The 26,034-nt window shown below is 34.9% G+C and carries 23 protein-coding genes and 11 pseudogenes; 26 read left to right on the forward strand and 8 right to left on the reverse strand.

Features of this window, described 5'->3' with window-relative positions:
• The first annotated feature begins 460 nt into the window (after nucleotides 1–460).
• The 3 genes from ACQV1I_RS12425 to ACQV1I_RS12435 all read left to right on the forward strand — a co-directional run bounded on the left by ACQV1I_RS12425 (nucleotide 461) and on the right by ACQV1I_RS12435 (nucleotide 3,289).
• Nucleotides 461–922 carry a GNAT family N-acetyltransferase gene (locus tag ACQV1I_RS12425; protein ID WP_116334456.1) on the forward strand — a complete coding sequence of 154 codons (462 nt, stop codon included), beginning with the start codon at nucleotides 461–463 and terminating at the stop codon, nucleotides 920–922.
• Nucleotides 923–1,122: 200 nt separating this feature from the next.
• Complete coding sequence (locus ACQV1I_RS12430; protein ID WP_116334543.1) at nucleotides 1,123–1,953, forward strand: GNAT family N-acetyltransferase; 831 nt, start codon at nucleotides 1,123–1,125, stop codon at nucleotides 1,951–1,953.
• Between the two features lie 748 nt (nucleotides 1,954–2,701).
• Nucleotides 2,702–3,289 carry a GrpB family protein gene (locus ACQV1I_RS12435; RefSeq protein WP_094702034.1) on the forward strand — a complete coding sequence of 196 codons (588 nt, stop codon included), beginning with the start codon at nucleotides 2,702–2,704 and terminating at the stop codon, nucleotides 3,287–3,289.
• A 911-nt stretch (nucleotides 3,290–4,200) separates the two neighbouring features.
• On the opposite strand, the gene ACQV1I_RS12440 is transcribed toward ACQV1I_RS12435, so the two are convergent.
• On the reverse strand, nucleotides 4,201–4,353 hold the full coding sequence (locus tag ACQV1I_RS12440; RefSeq protein ID WP_236645842.1) for a hypothetical protein: 153 nt from the start codon (nucleotides 4,351–4,353) through the stop codon (nucleotides 4,201–4,203).
• A 30-nt stretch (nucleotides 4,354–4,383) separates the two neighbouring features.
• Nucleotides 4,384–4,428: pseudogene (locus tag ACQV1I_RS12445) on the reverse strand (hypothetical protein); the annotation flags it as partial.
• Nucleotides 4,429–4,528: 100 nt separating this feature from the next.
• Between ACQV1I_RS12445 and ACQV1I_RS12450 the strand changes: the two are divergent.
• The 10 genes and pseudogenes from ACQV1I_RS12450 to ACQV1I_RS12495 all read left to right on the forward strand — a co-directional run.
• Nucleotides 4,529–4,809: pseudogene (locus ACQV1I_RS12450) on the forward strand (proline dehydrogenase family protein); the annotation flags it as partial.
• Nucleotides 4,810–5,101: 292 nt separating this feature from the next.
• Entirely contained in the window at nucleotides 5,102–5,905 is an 804-nt protein-coding gene (gene motA, locus ACQV1I_RS12455; protein WP_438769282.1) for a flagellar motor stator protein MotA, read from the forward strand.
• Nucleotides 5,898–6,692, forward strand: a complete 795-nt coding sequence (motB, locus tag ACQV1I_RS12460) for a flagellar motor protein MotB (RefSeq protein WP_438769284.1) — start codon at nucleotides 5,898–5,900, stop codon at nucleotides 6,690–6,692. The genes motA and motB overlap by 8 nt, the downstream gene beginning before the upstream one ends.
• Nucleotides 6,693–7,328: 636 nt before the next feature.
• A complete protein-coding gene (locus ACQV1I_RS12465) occupies nucleotides 7,329–7,457 on the forward strand; it encodes a hypothetical protein (RefSeq protein WP_255193860.1) in 129 nt (42 codons plus the stop codon).
• A gap of 5 nt (nucleotides 7,458–7,462) precedes the next feature.
• The gene (locus ACQV1I_RS12470; protein WP_116335468.1) at nucleotides 7,463–7,789 is read left to right on the forward strand and encodes a hypothetical protein; all 327 of its coding nucleotides are present in this window, start codon (nucleotides 7,463–7,465) and stop codon (nucleotides 7,787–7,789) included.
• Nucleotides 7,790–8,272: 483 nt separating this feature from the next.
• Entirely contained in the window at nucleotides 8,273–8,740 is a 468-nt protein-coding gene (locus ACQV1I_RS12475) for a LytTR family DNA-binding domain-containing protein (protein WP_116335467.1), read from the forward strand.
• Nucleotides 8,741–8,826: 86 nt separating this feature from the next.
• Nucleotides 8,827–9,345, forward strand: a complete 519-nt coding sequence (locus ACQV1I_RS12480) for a hypothetical protein (RefSeq protein ID WP_116335466.1) — start codon at nucleotides 8,827–8,829, stop codon at nucleotides 9,343–9,345.
• Entirely contained in the window at nucleotides 9,342–9,746 is a 405-nt protein-coding gene (locus tag ACQV1I_RS12485; RefSeq protein ID WP_268878094.1) for a DUF3021 domain-containing protein, read from the forward strand. The genes ACQV1I_RS12480 and ACQV1I_RS12485 overlap by 4 nt, the downstream gene beginning before the upstream one ends.
• 415 nt (nucleotides 9,747–10,161) lie before the next feature.
• Nucleotides 10,162–11,310: pseudogene (locus ACQV1I_RS12490) on the forward strand (IS3 family transposase).
• A gap of 170 nt (nucleotides 11,311–11,480) precedes the next feature.
• Nucleotides 11,481–11,702: a hypothetical protein gene (locus ACQV1I_RS12495; protein ID WP_116335401.1), complete on the forward strand. Its 222-nt coding sequence runs from the start codon at nucleotides 11,481–11,483 to the stop codon at nucleotides 11,700–11,702.
• 205 nt (nucleotides 11,703–11,907) lie between these two features.
• Here ACQV1I_RS12495 and ACQV1I_RS12500 read toward each other — a convergent pair whose 3' ends face one another.
• Nucleotides 11,908–12,279 carry a hypothetical protein gene (locus ACQV1I_RS12500; protein WP_116335400.1) on the reverse strand — a complete coding sequence of 124 codons (372 nt, stop codon included), beginning with the start codon at nucleotides 12,277–12,279 and terminating at the stop codon, nucleotides 11,908–11,910.
• A 170-nt stretch (nucleotides 12,280–12,449) separates the two neighbouring features.
• Between ACQV1I_RS12500 and ACQV1I_RS12505 the strand changes: the two genes are divergently transcribed.
• From ACQV1I_RS12505 to ACQV1I_RS12520, 4 genes are all read left to right on the forward strand, one after another.
• Nucleotides 12,450–13,013 carry a YdcF family protein gene (locus tag ACQV1I_RS12505; protein ID WP_236645944.1) on the forward strand — a complete coding sequence of 188 codons (564 nt, stop codon included), beginning with the start codon at nucleotides 12,450–12,452 and terminating at the stop codon, nucleotides 13,011–13,013.
• Nucleotides 13,014–13,126: 113 nt separating this feature from the next.
• Nucleotides 13,127–13,660, forward strand: coding sequence for a hypothetical protein (locus ACQV1I_RS12510; RefSeq protein ID WP_116335399.1), 534 nt, complete (start codon nucleotides 13,127–13,129; stop codon nucleotides 13,658–13,660).
• Between the two features lie 110 nt (nucleotides 13,661–13,770).
• A complete protein-coding gene (locus ACQV1I_RS12515) occupies nucleotides 13,771–14,328 on the forward strand; it encodes an N-acetylmuramoyl-L-alanine amidase family protein (RefSeq protein WP_161555166.1) in 558 nt (185 codons plus the stop codon).
• Between the two features lie 465 nt (nucleotides 14,329–14,793).
• Nucleotides 14,794–14,937, forward strand: a complete 144-nt coding sequence (locus ACQV1I_RS12520) for a hypothetical protein (RefSeq protein WP_236645943.1) — start codon at nucleotides 14,794–14,796, stop codon at nucleotides 14,935–14,937.
• 672 nt (nucleotides 14,938–15,609) lie between these two features.
• Here ACQV1I_RS12520 and ACQV1I_RS12525 read toward each other — a convergent pair.
• Nucleotides 15,610–16,140 (reverse strand): hypothetical protein, encoded by a 531-nt coding sequence (locus ACQV1I_RS12525; RefSeq protein WP_116335397.1) that lies wholly within the window; start codon nucleotides 16,138–16,140, stop codon nucleotides 15,610–15,612.
• Nucleotides 16,141–16,594: 454 nt separating this feature from the next.
• On the opposite strand from ACQV1I_RS12525, the gene ACQV1I_RS12530 reads away from it, so the two are divergent.
• The 8 genes and pseudogenes from ACQV1I_RS12530 to ACQV1I_RS12565 form a co-directional block, all read left to right on the forward strand.
• Nucleotides 16,595–16,819 carry a helix-turn-helix domain-containing protein gene (locus ACQV1I_RS12530; protein WP_116335396.1) on the forward strand — a complete coding sequence of 75 codons (225 nt, stop codon included), beginning with the start codon at nucleotides 16,595–16,597 and terminating at the stop codon, nucleotides 16,817–16,819.
• A 945-nt stretch (nucleotides 16,820–17,764) separates the two neighbouring features.
• A pseudogene (locus tag ACQV1I_RS12535) lies at nucleotides 17,765–18,149 on the forward strand (ATP-binding protein); the annotation flags it as partial.
• Between the two features lie 192 nt (nucleotides 18,150–18,341).
• A pseudogene (locus tag ACQV1I_RS12540) lies at nucleotides 18,342–18,476 on the forward strand (VanW family protein); the annotation flags it as partial.
• A gap of 314 nt (nucleotides 18,477–18,790) precedes the next feature.
• A pseudogene (locus ACQV1I_RS12545) lies at nucleotides 18,791–19,099 on the forward strand (D-lactate dehydrogenase VanH-E); the annotation flags it as partial.
• Nucleotides 19,089–19,338, forward strand: a pseudogene (locus ACQV1I_RS12550) (D-Ala-D-Ala carboxypeptidase VanY); the annotation flags it as partial. The pseudogenes ACQV1I_RS12545 and ACQV1I_RS12550, both read left to right, overlap by 11 nt.
• A 60-nt stretch (nucleotides 19,339–19,398) precedes the next feature.
• Entirely contained in the window at nucleotides 19,399–20,019 is a 621-nt protein-coding gene (gene vanZ-F, locus ACQV1I_RS12555; protein ID WP_094702522.1) for a glycopeptide resistance protein VanZ-F, read from the forward strand.
• Nucleotides 20,020–20,118: 99 nt separating this feature from the next.
• A pseudogene (locus ACQV1I_RS12560) lies at nucleotides 20,119–20,223 on the forward strand (D-lactate dehydrogenase VanH-E); the annotation flags it as partial.
• Nucleotides 20,213–20,591 (forward strand): annotated as a pseudogene (locus ACQV1I_RS12565) (glycerophosphodiester phosphodiesterase family protein); the annotation flags it as partial. The pseudogenes ACQV1I_RS12560 and ACQV1I_RS12565, both read left to right, overlap by 11 nt.
• Before the next feature lie 281 nt (nucleotides 20,592–20,872).
• Here ACQV1I_RS12565 and ACQV1I_RS12570 read toward each other — a convergent pair.
• From ACQV1I_RS12570 to ACQV1I_RS12580, 3 genes and pseudogenes are all read right to left on the reverse strand, one after another.
• Nucleotides 20,873–21,826, reverse strand: coding sequence for an ETX/MTX2 family pore-forming toxin (locus ACQV1I_RS12570; RefSeq protein WP_094702520.1), 954 nt, complete (start codon nucleotides 21,824–21,826; stop codon nucleotides 20,873–20,875).
• A 110-nt stretch (nucleotides 21,827–21,936) separates the two neighbouring features.
• Nucleotides 21,937–22,383 (reverse strand): annotated as a pseudogene (locus ACQV1I_RS12575) (transposase); the annotation flags it as partial.
• Between the two features lie 541 nt (nucleotides 22,384–22,924).
• A pseudogene (locus ACQV1I_RS12580) lies at nucleotides 22,925–23,985 on the reverse strand (IS3 family transposase); the annotation flags it as partial.
• Between the two features lie 102 nt (nucleotides 23,986–24,087).
• Here ACQV1I_RS12580 and ACQV1I_RS12585 point away from each other — a divergent pair.
• Complete coding sequence (locus tag ACQV1I_RS12585) at nucleotides 24,088–24,477, forward strand: hypothetical protein (protein ID WP_094702517.1); 390 nt, start codon at nucleotides 24,088–24,090, stop codon at nucleotides 24,475–24,477.
• Nucleotides 24,478–25,805: 1,328 nt separating this feature from the next.
• Here ACQV1I_RS12585 and ACQV1I_RS12590 read toward each other — a convergent pair.
• Complete coding sequence (locus tag ACQV1I_RS12590) at nucleotides 25,806–25,952, reverse strand: hypothetical protein (protein WP_161555104.1); 147 nt, start codon at nucleotides 25,950–25,952, stop codon at nucleotides 25,806–25,808.
• Nucleotides 25,953–26,034: the final 82 nt, after the last annotated feature.

Genomic DNA, 26,034 nt, shown 5'->3' on the forward strand with positions numbered 1-26,034 from the left:
TTTAAGAAAGTGAAGTTACGTCCTACCATATAAAATCTGATTTACCAACTAACAAAAACAAATATGGAAGTATGAAATCACTTCATACAAAAAAATTAACATGAACCTAGGCATCCTTCCCGACATCTAAACTTATGTAACAAAAAAAGAGAATATAAGGAGGCCTAACAATACGATTACCAAACACAGGATTGATCAGGATATCCGGCTTGGCTAAGCGTGGAGACGGTGAGACCTTTGGTAGGTCTATTCAAATCTACTAATGCAACCTATATGACTTGGCTCGTATATTCCTGAAGGGGGACGCGGATTGTCAACGGGACACTGGAGCATGTCCTGAGTCTTAATTCCATTTTATTCTGTAAAAAAGATTAGGTTCAGTTTTGTTACTTGTTTTCCAAATGAGTCCCACAATCAATTATCAACAGGTAATTACTAAGGAGTATACAGGAGTGATAGAATGCCGGATGTTCATTTTCGAAGAATTAACGCTAAAACTGTTCTTGAGATATGTAATATGAGTGATACCCTTTCTCAGGCTCAACGAGCAATGGTTGCAGATAATGCCGTATCTATAGCTCAAGCTTATTTCTCTGAAAGTGTATGGTTTAGAGCTATTTATGCTGATGATAATGCGATCGGCTTTATCATGTTACATCAGGGATCGGACTATGATGATGAGATAGATGTCCATGGAGTGTATGTATGGCGTTTTATGATTGCGGGCCCCTATCAAGGAAAAGGATATGGAAAACAAGCAATTGAAGTACTTGTAAAGCACTTAAAAGGGAAAGGGATAAATGAAATAACGACAAGTTGTGAGAGTGGGGAGGGGAGCCCTATGAGTTTTTATACTCAATTAGGATTTACACCGAATGGTGAGACCTTTGGAGAGGAGATCGGGCTAACACTCAGGTTTTAATGCAGCTATTTCCCGAGTTAGTACTAGACGATATTGTTTAATGTATTCGTCATAAATATAGAATGTTTTTATAAATGGATGAATTGCTTCGGGAAAGAAATGTTCGTTCGATATCTCCAATAATTGAACAAATTGGTTTTAAAATGTCTAAGCAGTTATATAAGGGAATCAATATTTTAAAAGAGAAGGAGCTTATACCCATGATTTATAAACTTGATAAGAAAGATTATCAAAAAATAAGAACATTGTTACGAACACCAGAGCAAAAAAATGATTTAACGCTAAATGCGATCATTAACGGTACAAACAGAGGAACGATTTACGTAGATAATATCGAGCAACCCCAAACGGCGTTGATAGATGTAACGGGAGTAATTAGCATTTTAATCGGGGATGCTACCAATGAAAAATTTATCTATCATCTACGTGAGTTTATTGATAATCAATTAAAAATAGATACCTATGAGTCATGTGGCGGCACTTATTTTCTTACGCTTGTACCTGATGAAACCTGGGAAAGAGTCATGGAAAAGGTTATTTCGCATAGAGAGTATGAATCGGATTATGAGCATTACTACCAGTTTAATCGTGAGAAATTCAATATCCTAAAAAGCAACTATAAACCTCTACCGAATGGGTATACCATTAAAAAAATTGATATTGAAGTTATTAGTAACGACCCAGATAAAATGATTTATGATGTTTTAGATGAATTTTGGTATTCAGTGGATGATTTTCTTCAACAAGGCTTGGGGTACTGTGTACTGAAAGGCAATAAAATAATCAGTGCTTGCCTGTCCTGTTGCGTAAACGGAAAGAATCATGAGATTAGTGTGGAAACATACGAAGAAGAAGAAATGAATAAAGGGCTAGCAACGTTGGTATGTGCAGCGTATTTGGAAAATTGTATGGAAAACGGGATAACACCACATTGGTCAACGCTTGAAACGAATGCGGAGTCGAATCAATTAGGAAAAAAACTAGGATTTGAGTTTAAATCGAAATACAAAACACTTGAGTTTGAATTTTAAAGCATGAATATTCATTTACACTAATATGAAATATATAAGGTGAAGAAATAATGTTTATTGGGGCGCTATCTTACCGATTGTGTATGTAGTTACTCTTATATATTTATGGTTTTTTAAGACGTTTTTACTTCTTACTGCTTTTGCAGGATTAGTTGCTTTATTAGGGATCTGGGCTAACGGAAGAGCATCTTTGAAGAAGAAAAGAAATAAAGAATTAGAAAAAATGAAATTACATGACTTTAAATAAAGGTTTCGATTCTAATGATTTAAAGAATTTTTCAACTTTCCGGCGAGGACTCTTATTTCGAATCAATTCCGATCCTTGTCATTATAATTATATATGATCCCTTTGCAACCTGTATAATACCTCGCCAAGCATCACATGGCTCGCCTTTTGGTCTGCGTGATTGTTACTCCGTTTTATTAGGCGTGATATACTTTAATATTGCAACAAATCTTATTCGGACTGTTGCCCAAGTAAGAGACGAGACGACGGCAAATTGTTCAGGCATGTAAGAATTGAAATCCGGGAAACTGCCACGCCTCCCCTCCGCCCTCTAAGGAGGCATGGCATCGGATAGTATCGGCGTCGACTCGTCAAGGATACGCTAGCAACACTGTGCTATCATTGAAGCATTATATTGATACGTTAAACTGAACGATAATATTATTGAATGAAACTGAACCATAGACTATTCCGTGAAGTTTGATAAAAACGATTTATTAAGTAAAATGGAGGTTTGCTATTATGGGTAAGAGTTTATCAGAAATGTCACTTGATGAATTGTGGGAACTGTTTCCAATTATACTGAAAGAACATAATCCAGTATGGAAAGATTGGTATGTACAAGAGGAAAAACTACTTAACAACATAATCGGTGATCAATATATTGAGCGAATAAATCACATAGGAAGTACTTCTGTTTATGGGTTATTAGCAAAGCCAACGATAGATATATTGCTTGAAATAAAAGAAGCCTGTGATTTGAAGTTTTTAATGAGTGTATTAGAGAAAAACGGATATATTTTTGAAAAGCAACCACAAAAGCCAGCACCTCATTTGATGTTTATGAAAGGCTATACAGAGAAAGGATTTGCTGAAAAAGTATTTCATCTTCATGTTAGATATATAGGCAATTGGAATGAATTATATTTTAGAGATTTTTTACGACTGCATAAAGACGTTGCCCAAGAATATAGTAACTTAAAAATGAGCTTAATAGACAGATATGAACACGACAGAGATGGATATACGGAAGCAAAAACAGAATTTGTCAACAAATATACTAAAATTGCAAAAACAGAATTTGAAAACAAATACTCACAAAATAAATAGGCCTTTTATTTTTTTCGGGAAGTGTCATCCCGGCCCGGCCGGATCAGGGCGAGTTGCAGCCGGGAAAGCGCCTGAAAACCCGAACGTTTTTTATTCGGGAGATCCGCAGTTCGGGTTTTCGGTGAAGTCATATTATTAGGGGTAGGGTGCTTTTTCGTATTTTCTATTCTAGGGGAAAGGTCAAATATGATAGGTTTTGTTTTTGATTTACATGGTCCCGTATTTATAGGTATTTATGTAATTGCCTTATGCAATGTTTGAAAATTAGAAACTGAAGTTTGGATTTTATAGAATATTGCTTCAAGGTGCCTTTATTTTTTACATACTTGTTAATTAAAAATGATTTTATGAAAAAAACTAATGAAAATTTCGTATACTAAACAAAATTTGTAAAAGAAAAATTATTTTATTTTAAAATACTCTATTTAACATTGGGGTCTCATCAAATTGATATCAACCTAAATATCCCCCTAAAAAACGATCAAAGTGAGAAATTCACATAAACGTTTCGTTCTAGGGGGATATCCTTTATTTTTATGTTAATGGGTATGAAACAGAATCTTTTAACGTACAAATAATTCTTTCTTTGTTTTTACCTCATATAGATTAAGGCATATTTCAACCTACGAATTCCTTCTTTTATTTCTTCTTTTGACAAATTACCATAAGCTAAAATAATTTTGTCTTTATGAGTAGATTGGCTATAAGATATAGAGCATGAGTTGCACCGGTTGTAATTATTAATTGATTAGGATGACAATGAACCCCTCTGGTTCTCTTCAAGTATCGAGATAATACATGTCTCAACTCAGCACGACCTTCGGGGTGGTCATAACCGAATATAGAGTAGGGAGGAGTATCAATATAGATTTGTTTTGCTATTTGTCCCCATGTTTTTCTAGGAAACATATTTATACCGGAATACCAGAACGAAAATCAATAATATCTTCTTTTTCCTCTTGTAAGAAATCTATTGTTTTAAAAGAAGGAGAGTGTTCCTCTTTCTGTTCTTGACCTAAATAAGCACCTTCAGCAACATATGTACCCGCCCCTTGATGTCCCACAATATATCCTTCAGCTAATAATTGTTCATAGGCCTCTAAGATTACATTGCGTGATACTTCTAAATTTGAAGCCAACTCACGAGTAGAAGGGAGACGTTCACCTGCTCGTAGATCTTCTGTAAGATTTGCATACGTATTTGTTTGTAAACTTGCCTAATCAAAGGTAGCAGCAAAACATCTTGTATCTATTGCAACACATGATGAAATAATCATTCAAGAAGTACTACGTCGTAAATATACTGAACAACCTAATGTAGAATTTGAAATGCTGTATGGAGTCCGTCCAGATTTGATACGCGTGCTAAAAGAAAGGGATTTCAAGCAAAAATATATTTAACATATGGGGAAGAGTGGTATTTGTATTTATGCCATCGACTAGCTGAATATCCACCGAACATTTATACTGCAATCTCTGATATGGTACAACCTAACCATACAGATATAACATCGTATTAATTCTATTTTCAAACCAGAGCTTAAGATTTCTCAAAAAACGATGTATTCTACCTCGTAAAAGAGGCTTAAACACCAAAAAGAAGTTTGAACTTCTTTTAATGATAAATATTGATATAAAAAACACCGTTTGTTAAGATAAGGATACTTTTTTGGGAAAGGAATAGCAGGTATGAGTTCAAATTGGCTGCTTAGGCTTTTTTAATACTGTCTACTTGACGGGGTAAGACCATACCGGCTTGCTTACCGAAATAAGAAATAGGAATATTATTTTCGAGGAATAGGGAGTGTCTTGATGGATAAGTCTTCTGTAATCGGAATTATTCTTGGGTTTATAGCTGTCTTTGTTGGGATGTACTTAAAAGAAGCCAGTCTTAGTGTTCTAGTTAACGAGGCTGCTTTTCTAATCATTATTGCTGGAACGGTTGCTACTATTTTTGTAGGCTTTCCTATGGTAGAGATAAAAAGGATTCCCAAAATCATGAAAGTCCTTTTTACCAATCAACAGGAACCTGATAAGCGTGAACTGATAAGCCAATTCATGACGTGGGCAGGTATTGCCAGACGTGAAGGATTGCTAGCTTTGGAAAATACAGCTGATGAGATTCAGGACCCGTTTTTACGTAATGGAATGAAGATGATTATTGATGGTGGAGAGCCTGAATTTGTTCGCGATGTACTTGATGAAGAAATCAGTGCTATGGAAGAGCGTCATCATAGCGGTGCGCTTATCTTTACCCAAGCAGGTACATATGCTCCAACGCTAGGGGTTCTAGGGGCGGTTATTGGTTTGATCGCGGCTTTGGGAAATCTTGCTGACGTAGAGGCATTGGGACACTCTATCGCGGCTGCCTTTGTAGCAACCTTGCTAGGTATTTTCACAGGTTACGTTATTTGGCATCCCTTTGCTAACAAATTAAAACGTAAATCACAACGAGAAGTTGAAGTAAGACGAATCATGATTGAAGGATTACTATCCATTCAGGCGGGGGTTTCTCCAACTGCTATCGAGCAAAAACTAATGGTATACATCCCAGTTGTTGAACGCCAAGCAGTGAAAGAGGGATCTAGCGAGGAGGGAGTCGGCATTAATGGCTAAACGCAAAAAGAAGCATGAAGAGCATATTGATGAAACATGGCTCATTCCTTATTCGGATTTGCTAACCTTGCTATTAGCCCTCTTTATCGTACTGTTTGCGGCTAGCTCCGTAGATGCTAAGAAGTTTAGCCAAATGGCTGCATCGTTTAACGTAGCTCTAAATGGTGGAGCCAGTGTACTAGATTTCCCTTCACCGGTTGAGCCAATCGATTCAGAAGAGCAATCCCTCATGAAGCCTGGAGGGAATGAGCAGATTGTTGACAAGAATCAGTATGAACAACAAATGAAATATCTGCAGGAAACCGAGAAGCTTGACCAACTAAAAAAACAGTTGGATGGTTATTTGAAAGCGAATAATCTTACAGGCAAATTGCATACGAAGGTAACCGATGAAGGATTATTAATTACGATTATGGACAATGCCCTTTTTGCATCAGGTAGTGCAAAGGTGAAACCGGAAGCAAGGAATTTGGCGTTTGAGATTTCTAAGCTGCTGGAACCAGATGGAAGACGAGTAACAGTGTCTGGTCACACAGATAATGTACCGATCAGAAACAGTCGATTCGAATCTAACTGGCAGCTCAGTTCTGAGCGTGCTATGAATTTTATGACTATCCTATTGGAAAACAAAAAGCTAGATCCAAGTAAGTTTAGCGCACGCGCTTATGGTGAATTCCAGCCAGTAGCTTCCAATAAGAGGAATGATGGTCGTGCAACGAACCGTCGTGTAGAAGTGGCGATTCTGCGTAATTTCGAGAAAGAAAAAAGCAGTGAAATAAAAAAATAAGCATATGCAATGGTCTTACCCCTGTCAAGTAGACAGTATTAAAAAAGCCTAAGCAGCCAGTGTGTTTCGGTATTCAACTGGAGCACACTGGTTTAATATGCAGGCACTCGAGGCAATTTCCTGTGCGAGAGTGGCTACCTTTTATGCCTAATTCTGCAATTCCGTTACGGCTCTTTTTAAACCAATTTTTAATCTTTGTTGGGTTTAACACTCCTAATTCTTTTGCAATACTTGCGTATCCCTTTCCACGGCCATTCGCTTACATTCCTCCGAATATCGTTGAAAGGTTTGTCCTTTTATAACCATAAAAATTCCCCTTCAATTAGAGTGTAGCACCCACCGTAAAGTGGTTTTTCACACTGTCTACTCAAAGGGGATAATATCAATTTATCCTTAACAAAAAGTTTATATTTTAAAAAAGGTAAAAAAATATAATATGTTAAAATGAATTTGAAAACGTTAATACAAACGATTAATGAAGGGATAATTATGAATTACAGGACAACTTTAATACTTTCTACAATCGCGACTCCAATTATGTATGTTTTTTCTACATAAATAAAAAGATAAAAAATCAAAACTTATTGGAGCTACTTTTATGTTAAGTGAAAACCAAATATATAAGAGGTGAGCATAATGGGAAATGGATCAATTGGTTTTATATTAGCACTAGTCGCGTTAACTTTTTGGTTTTATTCTCAAGATGAGATAAAAAAATTAGAAAAGAGAGTTCAGGATTTAGAAAATAAACAAAACAAAGAGTAAATAGAATGCAATCAGTATTAATATCTGGTTATACAAACACTTTTAAGTTATTGGCTCTGTTAAAGGTAAATGTTGCAATAAGACTATTACTGACACAATCAACACCGTTTTGTACCGTACTAGGAAAGGTAACGAATGGATTGCCTTTGTTGAATGGGAGTAGTTCAATCGCTTTATATCAAATCATGGATTACGATATTTGTGACTTGTGCAATAGTCTTAAGAATGGTTATTCCATAGATGAATTGGAAATTATCAGGAGTGTTGATGAAAGTATTTTTATAGGAATATTGATTTCTAAAGGAACAAGAAAAAACACAAAACAATTCTAGTAACATTTAAATACCTTGATGTCATGGTCAATTTTGATAAAAATATATAGTCTTGATCAAAAATGTCACTAGAAGAATTATGGGAACTGTTTCTGGTTATATTAAAAGAACATAACCCAATATGGAAAGATTGGTATTTACAAAAAAAACTGTTGAAATACATACTCGGGAACCAATATATTGAACAAGTAATTCACATTGGAAGTGTTGTTAGCAAAACTAACATCAGGTCGGTTGTATAAATCCCTTTATTTCAGTTCTTGAATGTATACTTCCCTTACGGAAAATGTATATTTGCATAAATTCCTTAAAAGTCATTGATCCGAACGATACAGATACATTTATTTCTTAACTTTTCCTTCTTTAGAGAGCATTCCAAACCATTGAAATAATTATTTTAATTATTCTGTTTGATTTTTTCTTGTTGAATAAATTTTTGAAGTAATATCTAAATCCATATTAAAGAAAGAAGATAGATATTAAATGAAAGTAAACATTAAACTTATTGAAAAGCTTAAAGAAGAATCTTGTACTTTTTACATTCACAAAATAACATCTTATATTTTGGATATAGTATCAATAATAGAAAATAATTCCGATAACTATTTGACCGCAAAGTCTACTCAAAAAAATGAGCAAGAAAAAATTTTCTATTCAACCATTTTTTATTTAGAATATCTTGAAAGAAAAGTATTTATTTATACAAAAGAAAATATCTTCGAAACAAAAAAACCTTTATACCAATTAGAACGTGATCTTCCAGATAACTTCATTCGGATTTCAAAAACTATAATTATTAATATTCATTGTTTAAATAAATTCTCCGTTATACCAAATGGAAATCTAGTAGCACTACTGTTAAATGGGGAAAAAGTAATTGTTTCAAGAAAATATGTTGCTTCTTTAAAAAAAATTCTAATAAAATATTCTAATTCTCCACTTATGTATTGATTTTTACCACTTATGCTTAAAAGTATTTATTTATTTCTCTTTTGAGGTAAATATTAAATTAAATCAAAATCAAAGGAGAAAATACAATGATTAAAGAAGTACTTATGCGAACACCCTTTTGGGTATGGATATTATTATTCTTATTAATAAAAAGAGGTATTGCTATTTCTCAAGAAAGACCAGTTAATTTGTCTAAAATGTTTATTGTTCCCGTAATTTTCATGATATGGGGATTTGATAAAATTATCACCCAATTCTCTCACTTAGGATATTGTTTTATAAGCTATACAATTTTCATTTTCCCAGGTATTTTAATCGGATATTTAATGTATAAAAAATATCAAATTTTCTTCAAAAAAGAGGCATTGATTTTTAGAAAGAAATGTTATCTTCCGCTAGTAATTATTTTAGTTAATTTCTTTGCAAAATATATTCTAAATATAGCTTTAGAAATTTCACCATCATTTTATGATAATATCTCTTTTAACATAATTTATTCTGCTATAAGCGGGATATCTGTAGGTTTGTTTTTTGGAGGAATCCTCTATACATTTTATATACAATCAAAATTAAATAATTCTATCTCTAAACTACAAAAAATATGAAGAGAAGGACTGTATTGAATTTAAAAGGTCGGCTATACAATGGTTTGGGAACTGGATCATTTGTATATATGATAATCTTATTGTGTAGAAATAATATATCTATTACACATGCTGAAATTATAAGTGTTCTTATAATCTCAGCATGTGCAGGAATTTTCACATACATTTTTAATATCGAAAGAATTAGCTATTTTTTTGCTTTAACAATTCATTTTTTCTTGATGATTCTGGTCGTATACCTTACAGCTATATATAACAATTGGATAGAAAAATTCCCAACGGCAGATTTTATCAAAAGTATACTTTTGATATATATATTCTCTTGGTTAATATCATTTTTGAAAACCAAAAAAGATGCAAAAGAATTAAATATGTTACTGAAAAATAAAAAGACATTGTAAATACTTCTTTTAAATAAAAGTTTACATTAAGGAGTTTAAAAAGAATCATGTTTTAAAAGGAATAAATTTTAGACGAAAAAAGCACAAGGAGGGAAATTTATTGACGAAAAGCACAAAAAAATTTTCACGTATTTGGCATTGATCGTATTACTAACTGGATACTCATATTATGCAGTAATCTCAAAAGGAACCATGAAAGGAAATGAGGGTTATGTATTTGAGATTATGTGGGCCCCAGCTATAGCAGCATTTCTCACAAAACTCATACATGACAAGAACATTAAGGGCTTTGGTTTTAAACCTGGAATATTAAAATATTTAGCTTTTGGGTATTTTTTACCCTTTGGAGTTAGTATAGTTTCATGGACACCTCTTAGTTAAGTTCTTACAATGAACTTATAGGAGATGAGTACGGATGAAACAAAATAGTACAAACAAGAAATACAATGAAGATTTTAAAAGAACAATTGTAGACCTTTATCATTCTGGTCACAAGGTAAAGAGTTTATCTAGCCAATATGGCATATTCAGAAGTAACCATTTATAAATGGGTGAAAGAATTTACTCCTTTCGGAGAAGGAGAAAAAGCCATTACACCAAAAGAAGTCGCTGCTATGCAGAAAGAAATGCTCCGATTGAAGCAAGAAAATGAAATTCTAAAAAAGGCTATGGCCATATTCGCGAAAAAATAGACGTAGCTGAGTTAAACCAATTCATTGAGACGAATAAAGAAAAGCATCCTATCCAGATTATGTGTGAGGTACTAAATATACCAAGGAGCACTTACTACTCCTATAAGAAAGAAGCTTCCCCTCGTGAAAATGAAAACCAGCAGATTACGAAAAGAATCATGCAAATTCACCTGGAAAGTAAGGGACGTTATGGTGCTCCAAAAATTCACTTTCTGCTAAGAAGTAAAGGTGTTTCTATTAGTTTGAAAAGAACTCAGCGACTTATGAAAAAGGCAGACATTCGATCAATTACAAGGAAGAAATTCCGCCCGCAATCTAGTAAAGATAGAGTAATAGAAAGACCTAATATACTAGATCAAGACTTTACAACAACATCTATTAACGAGAAATGGGTAGCAGATATTACCTATATCCATACTCTTCGAGATGGATGGTGCTATTTGGCATCCGTTCATGATCTACATTCAAAGAAAATTGTTGGATACTCTTTTTCTCAGAATATGACAGTAGGGTTAGTTTTACATGCGTTAGAAAATGCATACGTCACTCAAAAACCCGCAAAGGGTTTAGTGCTTCATACCGATTTAGGTACACAGTACACAAGTCAAGATTTCGCACAGCGTGTTGAGGAATACCACATCATTCACTTATGTAGCAAAAAGGGGTGCCCCTATGATAATGCCTGCACGGAGTTATTTCATGCCATACTGAAAAAAGAAGAAGTAAACCATGTGACGTACATAGATTATAAGTCAGCAAAGCTTGCGCTTTTTACATATCTAGAAGGCTGGTACAATCGCAAACGGATACATGGAGGTTTAGGCTACAAAACACCACAAGCAGTAGAAGATTTGCTGAGAAACGTATCCTAGCACTTAACTTTTTTGTGTCCAAGATATTGACTCAGATCCACTTGTTACTAATTTTTTGGAGGAAGATATATTATGAGAGTAAAAGAATATTCTGTTGAAATTATTGTTAATTTAAGACAAATACAAGACATTCAAGAAGCACAACAGGTAATGTACGATTCAGGTATTTTATGAAACTGAATTCAAACCGTTTGCTTAGTGGTTTAGGTAGTGTAGCGTCTGTATTAGGACTTGCATTCGTTACAGGTACTCCAGCAGGAATTGTAACAGGAATTACAGGAATTTTAGCAAGTATAACACCTAATGAAAAAGCAGTACTTAAAGAAATGGTTTACGATGGTTTTTGGGCATTAAGTTATGAAAAAGATGGTTACGTAAAATCCGGAGTATGATCGAATAGAAATCGAACTACCATTTATCGAATATTACGTAAATGGCAAATATATTTGATTTATAACAGGGAAAGGTGTAGTTAAACGAGTCCATACCGATAACGGTTGGATTGTTCTATAATAAATAAAAAAAGAATGTCTGGAATAAAAAATCTGGACATTCTTTTTTCGTATCTTTTTCAATTGGCTTTGTTGAAGAAAATATTCATTGTGGATACTTCCAATCAAAGTTTTCACCTTCAATTATTTTTAAGGGAGAAATTTCATTAACAATATTATAGACTTCTCCTTTTTTATCATTATGAATCCATATATAATTACTGTCTTTAATAAATTGCATACCACGGGTACCTGTACCATTTACAAATATCCTTACTGCATAATCCCCAATTTTAGGCATGGAATCATTTGTTTTTTTAAGTTCCATACTTGAAAATTCTTTTAATAGTTTCTCTACAATAGCCTGATCTTCTATTGATATTTTGGCATTATCACTATGTCTTTCAATATCAATCGTAACTACATCATCTTTATTAACTGTATTTAATATTACCTCTTTAAAGGATGTATACTTCATCCTATCCACTATAATGTTATTTTATGCTTAAAAATCCCTCGATAATGTCTATTTTAACATAAATATCCAAAAAAATGATAAAATGAAAGAATGGTAAGCCCATTCAAGGGCCACCGTTTGGCTAATCAATGGAATCATACCTTAAAAGGTAAATTAAAGGATTGATTACTGTGAAAAGAATCGTTATAAAAGTAATTTCCATTATGGTTGCTTGGTTTGTGATACATGTTCTAATCATAAGCCTTGATGGTTTAATTGATGAAAAACAACAGGTGGATCTTGCTGTTATATTAGGTAATAAGGTTGAAAATGACGGAAGACCATCAGATAGATTAAGATATCGATTAGATAAAGCGGTAGATCTTTATAACAAAGGTTATTTTAAATACGTACTTGTTAGTGGAGGAGTTGGTAAAGAAGGTTTTGATGAAGCACAAATAATGAAACAATACTTAGTTCAAAAAGATATACCTAGTGATAAGATAATAACAGATAGCATGGGATTAAATACAATAATGACTGCTCAGAACACTAGGGGAATTTCGGAATATATGGAAATAAAATCCATCATGGTGATAACTCAGTTTTATCATATTAGCAGAACTAAGCTAGCCTTTTATAAGTTTGGATTCGAAAATGTTTATTCAGTTCATGCGGAATATTTTGAATTAAGGGATTTCTATTCGCTTTTCAGAGAGTTTTTTGCTTACTATAAGTATCTACTTTTTGAGTGATAATACCATATTTGATAACTCTCTTGTCTGAAAATCATAACTAGCCAGAGAAAAAATTATACACCATTAGTTTAACAGAAGTGTTATTCACTAAAAACCAGGAGGATTGCATAATGAAAAAAATCGTAATATTAGTGATTTTGTTATTGGTTGGTATGTATGTGTATAGTCTTCAACACGAAAAAAAAGATGCAGAATTAAAGCTAGAAGCTATGGCGGGACATAATTTATTTCTTCTCTTAACTACATACGACGAAATAGAGAAGATACTTAATTCAGACAAATTTAATATTGAGAGTATAAATGATATTGAGGATAAACTTGTAAAAATAAAGGAGTATTCTACAATAATTGATAGTATTGTAAGTAATGATTCTCTGAAATCAATTACAAACAGTTGGCAAGCGGTTTTTTCTAAACTTGGAAAAAACTATAGTTTAACTGGATCAAACGAGGATAAAATTCAAGAACTAAATGAGATAAAGAGTATGATAGACGAACTAGAAAGTATCATTTATGAAACCTACTATGTTAAAGATAATGTTGAAGGCGGAAAAGCTGAAATGAATATAAATGACTTCAACAAAATCGAAGCATATCAAAAGCAAATGGACGAATTCTCTAAGAAAATTATAACTATGCATTAAATTAGTAAAAAAATTATAATTCCCGTTGTATTATCAATTAGATTTTTACCTTTATATATGAGAGGAAATTCTGGCCAGAATACTCCAATATATATAAAGGTGGAATTCTAGTGGATTTGACAGGCAAAAAAATTCTTATTGACCCAGGGCATGGTGGCGATTTTCCAGGAAAAACTTACAAAAACCGCATGGAGAAGGATGTTACTTTAAAAATGAGTAAAATTCTCCGACGTCTACTTAGAGATGAAGGTGCAAAAGTATATATGACACGTACCTCTGATGAAGATTTTGGTGGTAGAAATGCGGACAATGACATTAACAAACGAGTAAAATACATTAATGAAGAATTCCCGAGTGTTGATGTATTACTTAGTATTCATGTAAATACTGAACGTGGAAGAGCTGGTATGTTTTATCCTATAAATGGAAAAGCCTCCAAGACTTTGGCTCATAATCTTGCAAAAAAGTATGGAACCTTTATTGCTAGTGCAGGAGCTTGGGAAGCAGACTTTGCAATATTGAGAGATACAAATCGTGCAGGGGCAAAAGTATTAATTGAACTTGACCAGATCCATAAAAATTGGCTAGATGATGAAGAGGATCTAGACCGCGCAGCATTTTTAATTGTAGCCGGACTTTATGACTACTTCCGCGAAATGGGTATCTAAAACAACAAAAAAGGACGAGCATACTAAAAATTGCTTGTCCTTTTTTATTTTACGAAAATTCTTTATAGAAACGTTTAACATACTAATGTTGTTAGATATAAAATGGCTATAAAAGACTGTAATAGCAACAACCATAGAACATCCAAATAGAAGTTTAGGTTATTATTTTATCTATAACTAAGCGACCCAAGTAAAAGTCGTATCCTAAAACGAGAGTAAAATCGTCAGAAAATTACCTGAGCAGTCCCAACTGTTGCAACAAAGTAAGAGGTTTTACGGCACGGTTGATAACAAATCAATGAATAGGCACTAATGATTGGACATATATTTTTGTAATGTGTTACAGTGTTACGCCGTAAATGTGACATTGTAACAGTGTAACTAGGTAACTCTGTAAATGTGTTACTGAGATATTTGTTGATTTTACTTAAAAAAATCCAAAACATAGTGGGGGAGTAAGAAAAAATGGATACAAAACAGTGTGTTCCTATTCGCAAGGTTCGTTCAGATAAAAAAATTCGAGTGAATCCATCTCTGAATATAGATACTCACGGAAAACTTAAAAAGCTTGCTTTAAGCTGCGAGATGACAAAGACAAAATTAGCTTGAGGAAATAATAAAACTATCTCTTAACAGTCCGGATATTGTAAGGTATTTGCAAATGAAATACAACAGGAATCCACGATATCAAGTTAACCCAGTCATTGTAAACAAGAGAGTAGAGTACATGTACTTCGATTAACGCAATAAGGCATCATATTTAGCGATATTTTTTCCTATTGCTTTCCATTGCTTATAACATGAGGCACAGTGATTTTCTCGTTTACTTAATCCTTTCTCGATTGTTTTATTTCCACACCATTACATTTAGCCATAAGATTCAGTCCTTTCTCAAACATCTGGTTGTTAAAAGGATTACCAAGATGACTATAATGTAAACAGCTTGGTTCCATTCTTATAATAAATATTTAAATGAAAGATTAAAAACTTGTAATTATTAATGTCCTTAAACTATGTAAGGGTACAAAATATGTGGATAACCTACCCTTACATTAAAGTAACCCTTAGAAGCGCCTCCCTGTCCTTTTTCAATTCATATCTTAATGTTGATGTAAAAAAACACTTTAATGGATATTACTAGATCATCTGGTATTTGGGGAGGAAAAGAAAGTAGAATTCGAAATTGAGTGATTTAACACGAAGTAACATGCATTTTTACCAAGAATAAGACAAAAAAGGCGTCATGAATTTGGCGCCTTTTTTCATTCTATATAGAGTTATCTAGTTCGTTGTTTTTATTAGATCAAATAATAAACTATCCTTGATCTCTTCTTTATCCGAACTAATCTTAGCAGCGTCTCCTACTTTAATAATGGTCATTATTCCGTTGTGTGTTTTTTCATTTTGTTCTTTCCCATCATAAGAAACCAGCTGTAGTGTAATTTTATAATTTACTGTAACTTTTTCTAAGTTATCTTTATCAACTTCTATTTTGTCAATTACTATGTCTTTTACTTTTATTTGAGACTGAGATTCAGCAGCAAAAACTGCATGCAAAGCTCTGCGTTCATTGAAAAATGCATTGAACTCAGATTCTGTTAGATAGGGTTTTGCTTTTTCTATCATTTTTTTCATGTATTCATCTTTATCATCAGGTGTTTTAATTTCTACTTGTTCCATTTCATATTTAGTCTTTTGGTATCCCGTGATAAACTCCTTAGCTTGGTTACTGGACATTTGTTTGTTTCCACAGCCCATTAACATGACTGAAAAACTAAGAAACAGTGCGAGGACGATAAGTGTTTTGTTCATACAAAAACCTCCGTATTTTTAGAAACATACGCCATTTTTTGTAGATATGGATTTATTAGCCATTGTTTATTCTTTTTTTCAAAAACAGTTGTCTAAAGTTGTCATATTTTACCTTGTAAGTAGAAGGTACTATATCCAAATGGTGGATGGGGGATAAGATGAATATAGACGCAGATGAAATTCAAATTACTAAATGCCAAAAAATACTGAAAAGGATAGCCTGGAATTTACAATATCGAGCAAGAAAAAGAAACTCCAAGGAACTACTTTTATCTGAAGAAATAGTCCTCTCATCATGTGATGAAAAGGAATATTCAGCCCTTTATCTTGAAGGGATTTTCCAACATATACCATCAGATAAAGGAAAATATATAATCCGCAAGATAATTATTGATGGGTATACAGAGAGAGAATTAGCTAACGAGTTGAATATGACTCAACAGGGGGTACACAAATGCAAAAAGAAATATCTAGCACTATTACGACAGAGGAAAGGCCATTTTATGTAATATTGGAACAAGCTAAACAAGGAGATACAGCTGCACTTGAACAAGTCCTTGAACATCTTGAACCATATATGAAATACTTAGCAAATTACATCAATATGCCACGAGAAGATTCTATTCAAGAAATGAAGGTAAAATTTATAGAAATTTTAAAAAATGATGGACATTTATAATTATATAAACATACATGAAATAGAAGGATTTTAATCCTTATCACAAACATTCGACAACTACCTTATTTTTCCTCCTTATTTCACGAATTTGTAAGACTTCCCAATAAGGGGGTCTTTTTAAGTTAATGGGATAAATCGGTTTCTTTGACACTTTTTTAGGATATGCAAAGGCTCTGACATCAATTTTGGTCAGTATTATTGCAGCATACAAGCAGGTTTGTATACTAGCCAGAAAATACGATGAGAAATTTGGTTTCTTGAAGTGGGGGAGAGGGTGTTTAGATTTAATTCATAAAGGCATCATTACCAAAAAATCAAAGGTATCAATTCATGATGTGGCTGAGGATTTTTTACGTCATGTCGTAAATACTCAGGAACTTATCACCTAGATACAAAACAAATATCAAGTACAGGGGATCATCCCATGCGGATCTTGCCAGTAGTGGAGAATGGAAGGTGTCATCTAACGATCACTTTATCAGGAAGGCAATTAACAGTTTCCCATCCGGACAAAGGCAGCTTTTAATGTTTTATAACGCGAGAACATAATCCACGACGACTTGCTAGTTTTTCCTGATACTATTGCTCCTTGCACAGGAGCGAGGTTTTCCAAATAAGCCTTTATTTAAAAAATTGGTGTTTATGGTCAAACAGTGCTGACTGATTCAGATAACAAGAGTTCTCAAGGACCTGAACTTAAGGTTATCAGCAATACATGGGTTACTTTAGATGGTGTGAATTAAAAAATTTTTTCTTATGATGAAAATCAGAAACGCTGGTCTAGTGCTGGCAATTCTACCGCTGGTAACATTACGTTTGATAGGATTACAACCCCAACCTCAAAGGGATATGTGGATAATTACTTTGAAGGTACTTTGCAGCAGTCGAAGGGCTCAGAACCTATTAAGTACTTTGGAGAAGTGGGAACGGCAAGTTCGTATAGTGGCGGTTATCCATGCTTCCGAGGATTTGACCGTAACCGGCGATCCCGATAAGCTTTAACAACATTTTGAAAAACGCCGCTGCATACAGCGAGGACAACAGCGTCATTGACATTACGGCGGGCCTCTCCGGGGATGTGGTGTCCATCGTTTTCAAGAACGCCGGAAGCATCCCCAAAGATAAGCTCGCTGCCATATTTGAAAAGTTTTACAGGCTGGACGATGCCCGTTCTTCCGATACGGGCGGCGCGGGACTTGGATTGGCGATTGCAAAAGAAATCATTGTTCAGCATGGCGGGCAGATTTACGCGGAAAGCAATGATAACTACACGACGTTTACGGTAGAGCTTCCGGCCTTGCCAGACTTGGTTGATAAAAGGAGTTCCTAAGAAATGAATATCGTTTCTTAGGAAAATCTCAAGGTTATCTTTACTTTTTCTTAGGAAATTAACAATTTAATATTAAAAAACGGCTCGTTCTTACGCGGTAGACTTAAAACCGTAAGAACGAGCTTTTTTCGTTTCGCCAGAGAAGGATATGACAAGTTATGCGTGGATTAAAATACAAGGCAGGTGGTTCACATAGGTAGAAAAAGAGTGACACAAATATTCCCTTTCCTGTTGCCGGTCAGGGTAATGCAGCGGAAAATGTGTTTTTATGCCGGGATGCGGTTTGATGGCCGCCGCTACGCGGAAACCATTGACGGGAAGCAGCTTCCTTTAAAAGTTTGAAACAATTACGAATTGGCCGGAATCGAAAAACGGTACAACAAAGCAGACCGCCGGACAGCGGCCTTGAAAAAAGGCCTGGAATCAAGTGGCAGGAGCTGTAATTAAATAACCCTGCCGCTGAAGGATAGAGATGGCGTCATCCACAGAAACCTCACGGTGAGCGGGCGGCTTGTCCGCCTTGCGGCAGAGGCCAGGATTGTAAGGTTCATTCTTTTTGAGAATGTTGTAGATATGCTTCAATTTACCACCGATCGACATCCCCGTTTTGGTGCCTTTCGCAGAAAGGAATGGTCTTAATTATGAAAAACATCGGCATTACCATTTATGGAAGTGAGCAGGATGAGGCTGATGTGTTCAAGGAACTTTCGCCTCACTTTGGCGTTATACCTGCCATTACAAGCTCTGCCGTATCAGAAACCAACGTAATGTTAGCTCCTGGAAATCAATGTATCAGCGTGGGGCACAAATCTAAGATTTCCGAATCCATTCTACTTGCGTTGAAGGAATCCAGCGTCAAATATATCTCTACTCGAAGTATTGGTTACAATCACATAGACATGAAGGCCGCGGAAAGTATGGGTATTGCTGTCGGGAACGTGGCATATTCGCTATGTCGGCTTTGCCTCACAGTGCGATTATGCAGGAAATGAATTTAGATTTGGAAGAATATTTGGATTATTTAAAAGAAGAAAAGAGCATTTCTGCTAGTGTTGATGGGAAAAAATATACAATTTCATATTATCCCATTTCTCAAGACCAGACAATTGAAGTTGAAGTACCAGCGAATGGACAGTATGAAATATCTGGTAATAATATTGATGGAGTGATTTTGACCACATTTTCTTGAATTAGGTTCTAAAATGATAAAGTCATAGGTTTAAATGTAAAGTTAGGAGACGTATTCTATATGCTTACACTTATAGTTTTGTATACTTATTTTTGTACTATTATTTTTTGTATTGTGTTTCAAATTGGATTTTTAGTAAAGGCGCAAAAAAAATTATCTATTAAGCATTTTCTATGGGTGTATGTTTTTCTTTTCTACCTCGCGCTAGTGTATATGGTGACGGGGATAGGGAATATATGGGTAATAGGAAGATATGAAACATTAATTCGTATAGGTGAAATCAACTTGCTCCCTTTTGCTTCTGAAGGCATTACTACGTATATTTTGAACATTATTTTATTTATGCCGTTAGGTTTTTTATTACCAACTATTTGGCCGCAGTTTAGATCAATTAAAAATGTTGCATATACTGGATTATTTTTTTCATTGGCTATTGAGCTAAGTCAATTGCTAAATCATAGGATTACAGATATTGATGATTTATTTATGAACACCCTAGGGGCGATTATTGGGTATTTAATATATAGTGCTTTATTTGTAATGGTACATAAAAGAGGTGAAAAAAAGCTTGATATTAAATCCTCTCTAGTAGTAAAATACGAGGCTGTTTTTTATTTAGTTTGCTCGTTTATAGGTATGATATTACTTTATTATCCATTTTTTCTTCGAAAAATTATCTAAATGAACATTATGATTGTCTGTATATATAACGAGGAAAGGGGTTAGGTTATCAGCTGCCTGAGGGAACAAAAATTATTTGACAAGAGAGAGGTTGATAGTATGAAAAATATCGGCAGTACCATTTATGGATGTGAGAGGGACGAGGCTGAAGTGTTCAATGAACTTTCGCCACGCTTTGGTGTCATACCTGCCATTACAAGCACTTGATATTGCTTACGGTTATACAGCTGATGGGGGGAAAACATTCCCATTTCGTGGTAAAGGGATTAATCTTATGCCAATACTTGATGAAGTACTTAACCATTTTCCAGATCGTTCTTTTCTTATTCATATTAAAAGGGATGATGAAAATGAAGGAATCCAATTGGCTACTCACCTCAAGAAATTACCAGCGAAACGCCTTGATCAACTAACTGTATATGGTGGCGATAAACCAATTACTGCGATAAAAGAGCGGACGAACAATGTCAAAAGCAACCATGAAAAAGGATCTTCTTACTTATATTGCCTTAGGGTGGACTGGCTACATACCTTCAAGCCTGAAGCATGGAGAGTTACATATACCAGACAAAGATTAATAATGTTGAAGTTTCATATACCGATAAACACCCCTGATTTCCATTATGTATAGGAAATTTGGGGTGTTTTTGGATGAAAGGAAGTTACTTTATTTATATTCAAACAGAAGTACGACAACGATCAAAGAATAACCCGCTAGATGTAAAAAATGAGCTGAATCCGCATAAATAACTAACTGTAGAGAAGTAAATTTTTCGTTTGGGGGTACTTTCAAACTCTTAGGTTGATGGGCATGTGGTGCTACCCCTAGGACGGATAATCAAAAAGTGACTTACTATATTTCAGTTCTAATTAGTGGAACTTTAATCTCTTGAACGACAGTTCCACTCCCGTTATTGTTTCGTAACTTTGAATCTGTGATGTCTTCAATTTTTAAAATGAAGTCCGTTCCATAATTAGATTCGAAAGTACCTTGGCCTTTAACGATTACATCTCTTCCACTAGGTTGAAAGTTTCTGAAATCTCCCCATCCTTTTTGTTGGCATTTGGTAAGTACAGCACCTATATTTACTCCTCCGCCATTGGGATAACCTGGTAAAACCCCCCAAGCTATACCCCCAACATTTGCGTAAAGGTTAGCTTCACCTGAAATAGATCCAGTATTTAGGTATGCTAAAACTCTAAAGGTTTTACCTGCTGGTACTTTAATTTTTTGTGATGGGCTTTTATATGATACTTGTTTAGTTTTAGTATCAGTGGAAGAATTTTGAAAGTTATATTCAGTAGAAGCTTCCATGCTACCCTGAGCAATCGGGAATTTCATGGTAGCAGTGGTTTTGACTCCTAATTTTAATCCATGAGTTATTGTATTTGAAGTGCTTTCCGTATAGGTATAGTTAAACTCGGGTGTTAACAGCTCTTGATCCATTGTTCCTTTTGAGTTATCTAATACGTTTTTTCCCGCATATAAAGGTGTCCCCGATACTTCGGTTGGACTTCCTTCTAATGTAGCCCATGCATTATTTACTTTATACTGTGAAATTCTTCTTTCGCCAATAACATTTTTAGGTGGTGTTAAGAAAACAATTCCTTCAGTTGGACTATAAGAGAATTGTTGTTCATCACTGGGTTTGAAGTTAGTATGCCATGCTTCATTAAGGGTTCCAGCTTCATTTTCTCTTGCTAAGTCCCGTAATCTTTCTTGAACATCTGTGGATGACGCATGAACAAATTGCGTACTCGAAAAAAGGAACACACTTATAAGAATTAAACTTGCAAATTTTTTCATAAAAACCCTCCCGTTAATATTTTATTATGTGAATATATTCACATAATAAAATTATATAATTAAATTCCACTATTTTCATTATGTAATCAGATATGTTCATAAATTCTCCATTTTCCTGGTCCTGCTTCAACGTGTAGGAACTGTCCACTAAGAAGGTCATATTCTAACTGAATTTTAACACCGTCTGTATGGCTACTTCCCCCAGATCCTTTATAAGAAGAAGCAAAGATATCCGGAAGCTGAAAAGTAGTGGAGTCTAGTATGCGGATTCTATGAAACAAAGTCGCGTAACCATGAGGTAATGTATCGGCAGCGTATAGCTTTTGAATAAGAAGGTGTGAAAATAGTCGTTGAAGAAATTGTACGGCTTGCCTATTAAATCGCTTATTTAGTCCTTCCGGACTCATTAATATCCCAGTGTATGCCTCTAAACGACTACATAATTTCATTAAAGATGTGCTCGCAACCTTTTGACTTAACCATACACAAAGTGCAACTAACTCCTGAGACTGCAGGAGCTTTTGAGAAAAAAGCTGCAGCTCGTCTAAGATTTCCATAAAAAACGCCATCCTCTCCTATGAATCTACGGAAAGAATAGCGTATTTTTCGCTTTGGGGGTACTAAATTATTTTAAGTTGATGGGCATGGGGTGCCGCCATAAAGCTGTATGCTCAGGTTTTCATTCGGTTACACCCTTAACGATTTTTTGAATCAGCACCCCATAAGATGTAAAGAAAAATACTCCTGAAAGTTTTTTTACAACCAAACACCCCGTATACTTGCTCTCTGAGACCGATTTAGTGGTATAAAATGGGGGGGAAACAGTAAAAGATGATGGTATAGAGACAATATTCAATCCATCTAGAAAAATAGATAAGTATACGGAAAAGAAATCGTTTATTCGCGTTTTAATTTGGGGACAGTAAACAAGATTGGCCTAAGGATAACTGTGCAGAATTTAAATAATAAAGACGTTTTAAACGAACATCATGGGTAATATTTTTACTATCATGATGTTCGTTTTTTTTGTGTTCCATCCGGACTCATCCCCTCTTGTTTTCATTGTAAGGACTTAACTAAGAAGTGTCCATGAAACTATACTAACTCCAAAAGCGCAAGCTTTGCGGATTCATAATCAATGTAAGTCACATGGTTTACTTCTTCTTTCTTCAGAATGGCATGGAACGATTCGATACAGGCATTGTCATAGGGACAGCCCTTTCTGCTAAATGAGTGAACAATGTGAAGTTGCTTAACATATTGCGTGAAATCCTTGCTTGTATATTGGGCACCTAAATCGGTATGAAGTACCAAATCCCTTGCGGGTTTTTGAGTATCATAGGCATTTTTTAATGCATGCAAAACTACATCCACTGTCACATGACGTGAAAAAGAGTACCCTATGATTTTTTTAGAATGTAGGTCAAGAACGGATGCCAAATAACACCAACCATCTCGAAGAGTATGAATATACGTAATATCTGCTACCCATTTCTCGTTAATAGATGTTGTTTTAAAATCTTGCTGAAGTAGATTAGGTCTCTCTATCACTCTGTCTTTGCTTCCTTGTGGGCGGAATTTTTTACGCGTAATGGATCGAATATCAGCCTTATTCATTAATCGTTGCACTTTTTTCTGGCTAATAGAAAAGCCTTCTCTATTCAAAAGATAGTGGATCTTGGGAGCACCATAACGTCCCTTGCTATCCTGATGAATTTCAATCATTCTCTTTGTAATCAGTTGATTCTCTTTATGACGTAGAGAGGGCTCTTTCTTTTGGAATTGATAGTATGTACTTCTGGAAAGATTGAGTACCTCACACATGGTCTGTACAGAGTACTTTTCTCTGTTTGCTTCAATAAATTGATTCCATTCTGCAATTTCTACTTTTTTGCGAATATGGCCATAGCCTTTTTTAGAATTTCATTTTCCTGTTTCAATCGCAGCATTTCCTTCTGCATAGCAGCAATCTCTTTAGGTGCTATAGATTGTCCTGCTTCTCCGAGAGGAGTAAATTCTTTGATCCATTTATAAATGGTGACTTCTGAAATACCATATTCGCTAGATAATTCCTTTACAGAGTAACCAGAGTGATAAAGATCTACCACTGTTCTTTTAAAATCTTCATTGTATCTCTTGTTCGTTTTTTTGTGTTCCATCCGGACTCATCTCCTCTTGTTTTCATTGTAAGGACTTAACTAAGAGGTGTCCATGAAACTATACTAACTCCAGGAATACAGTTAAAAAAGGGGAGATTTATTTTGTATCTACAATCAAATGGACAATACCAATATAGTCCTTATCATTATCAATATAATTACCCATATATGTGGGATAGTCGCCCTTTTTCTAATCAGGGTTCTGCACTTATGGCTAATTCTAGTATAACGGATATGGGTCAACATACTCTTGCAGACCTAAAAAGGGCTATAGAGCAAAAATTTAGGCAAAATGGTTTTTCCAATGTAGTGGTTACTAGATCAGAAGTTGCAGGAAACAAAGGCGGATGTAGAGTATCAATCATCCATCTTCACAGAACAGGAACGCAATATTGGCAAGTGGTAATGAGCTCTTGTCCAACTATTAATCAAGCTCGTGGAATGCTTAATGAAACTTTAACTATCCTCCGTTCCATCGTGTTTTTTGATTAACATACAAAGCTCCATACCGCTGGCCAAAGTCTACAGACTTCAGACTGGAATCAGGGTTCCGAAACATTTTTGTTCGACTACAAAGTAACAATAAAGTTTACGCCTGAATTTATTATTTGTTGAACAAGACCTTACATTGAGAGCATCCACCCAAAATAATGAATTCTAAACATTTCACAGAGAGGACCTTAGAGATGATGGATGAACTATGTATATCGATAGCCCTACATAGTTCATTAACATAGATCGGAGCTAGGTGAGAGAGTATGATGTCTTCTTACAACAATCTTGAAGAGTCGATGAAAGATATATCAAAGTAAAAAGTCAATATCTCTTTATCGTAGTCGATCCGAAGAAGATACAATTGGTTTTTAAAACAAAAAGGATACAGAACCGACTTTTTCAGTGCCCTCCTGATGAGGGGCCATCGACTTCTGGAAGAAAAATTTCTTACCTAGCATTATGTAACGTAACACTAACGTCCTCAAGATTTCTCATGCTCGACGAAAACGTCGTTCAAGAGGCTTCAGCCGAACTGTTTTGTTTTCTTACTGCTAATAAACCTTTATTGATTCTTTAATTACATTCGAAGTTATTGATATAGATCCTTACTTTTGCCTGTTTAGATTTCTTAAAAGTTAAGCTTGCCCTCCTGCAGATTTGAGGGCAGACACATTTTCAATTTTATTAGAGAACAAGCGGTTATACAAAGGGTCTTCACGGAAACTAAAACAATATGCTTACTGTTCTGGAACAATCGTCAAGATCTTTACATGTGGAACATAAACGGAAAAATCCTAGAGGACAAGATAGGCATAAGCTTGGACCTTTTACCACAGCGCTTCTCCTGAGCAAGGCAACTTGTTCTAATGTAGAAAGCACACCGAGTACCTTTTTTGACCTACAGATTAGAATAGAGTAAGGCGTAAGTTCGCTTCATTTGATGAAATGGAGGCTGCACAATCTCTTAAAGCAATTGGTGCTATCTTTCCCTTAGTGGAGTAGCACCATCAGTTTTCCAAAAATGGTGGGGTGACCTAGTAAATCCGACTGGAAATACCAACCATTTTTTTAGTATACGTATAAGTTAACAGAACTTAAGGCGTGCTTTTTGTACGAATCAATGGAGTTTCCCACTTACATACGTAAGTCATTGCATGTTTTTGACTAAGTTGCATTGGTGTGGTGCTCGTCATCAACTGATGCGAGCAATCGTCCTGCATCATCCTCTCGCCACCAGTAACTGGCTTGTTTTGGTATCATCAACTTTATCAGACCCACTGAGTTACTTATTCTTAGTTTTCAGGTGGCACCTGCAACGGACGGTGTCAACCGTCTTCGGTACCAACGGAACCACAGCATAAGGACTCTATAATGATGTTAAACTTGAGATTTGTCGTGCGATAATCAAGATAGAAGAATCCTTCTGGCTTATTTTCTAATACATGTACTCTATTTGGATCCGTGGTTCTCACTTTAATCTCCTTTTCTTCCAACGTTCTGCGGCTACTGCGACTGCCAACCGATACTGGTTATTAGCATTTGGAGTGCTACAGT

It is taken from the genome of Brevibacillus sp. JB24b (assembly GCF_051713385.1).
In the GTDB taxonomy this organism is placed as follows: Bacteria; Bacillota; Bacilli; order Brevibacillales; family Brevibacillaceae; genus Brevibacillus_B; species Brevibacillus_B laterosporus.

What these genes read in the sequence shown, in the direction of transcription:
- ACQV1I_RS12530 (WP_116335396.1), top strand. Translation starts at nt 16,595, where the DNA reads ATGCAAAAAGAAATATCTAGCACTATTACGACAGAGGAAAGGCCATTT.
- vanZ-F (WP_094702522.1), top strand. Translation starts at nt 19,399, where the DNA reads ATGCTTACACTTATAGTTTTGTATACTTATTTTTGTACTATTATTTTT.
- ACQV1I_RS12495 (WP_116335401.1), top strand. Translation starts at nt 11,481, where the DNA reads ATGAAACTGAATTCAAACCGTTTGCTTAGTGGTTTAGGTAGTGTAGCG.
- ACQV1I_RS12480 (WP_116335466.1), top strand. Translation starts at nt 8,827, where the DNA reads ATGATTAAAGAAGTACTTATGCGAACACCCTTTTGGGTATGGATATTA.
- motA (WP_438769282.1), top strand. Translation starts at nt 5,102, where the DNA reads ATGGATAAGTCTTCTGTAATCGGAATTATTCTTGGGTTTATAGCTGTC.
- ACQV1I_RS12430 (WP_116334543.1), top strand. Translation starts at nt 1,123, where the DNA reads ATGATTTATAAACTTGATAAGAAAGATTATCAAAAAATAAGAACATTG.
- ACQV1I_RS12510 (WP_116335399.1), top strand. Translation starts at nt 13,127, where the DNA reads ATGAAAAAAATCGTAATATTAGTGATTTTGTTATTGGTTGGTATGTAT.
- ACQV1I_RS12425 (WP_116334456.1), top strand. Translation starts at nt 461, where the DNA reads ATGCCGGATGTTCATTTTCGAAGAATTAACGCTAAAACTGTTCTTGAG.
- ACQV1I_RS12485 (WP_268878094.1), top strand. Translation starts at nt 9,342, where the DNA reads ATGAAGAGAAGGACTGTATTGAATTTAAAAGGTCGGCTATACAATGGT.
- ACQV1I_RS12470 (WP_116335468.1), top strand. Translation starts at nt 7,463, where the DNA reads ATGCAATCAGTATTAATATCTGGTTATACAAACACTTTTAAGTTATTG.
- ACQV1I_RS12475 (WP_116335467.1), top strand. Translation starts at nt 8,273, where the DNA reads ATGAAAGTAAACATTAAACTTATTGAAAAGCTTAAAGAAGAATCTTGT.
- ACQV1I_RS12525 (WP_116335397.1), bottom strand. Translation starts at nt 16,140, where the DNA reads ATGAACAAAACACTTATCGTCCTCGCACTGTTTCTTAGTTTTTCAGTC.
- ACQV1I_RS12570 (WP_094702520.1), bottom strand. Translation starts at nt 21,826, where the DNA reads ATGAAAAAATTTGCAAGTTTAATTCTTATAAGTGTGTTCCTTTTTTCG.
- ACQV1I_RS12435 (WP_094702034.1), top strand. Translation starts at nt 2,702, where the DNA reads ATGGGTAAGAGTTTATCAGAAATGTCACTTGATGAATTGTGGGAACTG.
- ACQV1I_RS12500 (WP_116335400.1), bottom strand. Translation starts at nt 12,279, where the DNA reads ATGAAGTATACATCCTTTAAAGAGGTAATATTAAATACAGTTAATAAA.
- ACQV1I_RS12465 (WP_255193860.1), top strand. Translation starts at nt 7,329, where the DNA reads ATGGGAAATGGATCAATTGGTTTTATATTAGCACTAGTCGCGTTAACT.
- ACQV1I_RS12520 (WP_236645943.1), top strand. Translation starts at nt 14,794, where the DNA reads ATGGATACAAAACAGTGTGTTCCTATTCGCAAGGTTCGTTCAGATAAA.
- motB (WP_438769284.1), top strand. Translation starts at nt 5,898, where the DNA reads ATGGCTAAACGCAAAAAGAAGCATGAAGAGCATATTGATGAAACATGG.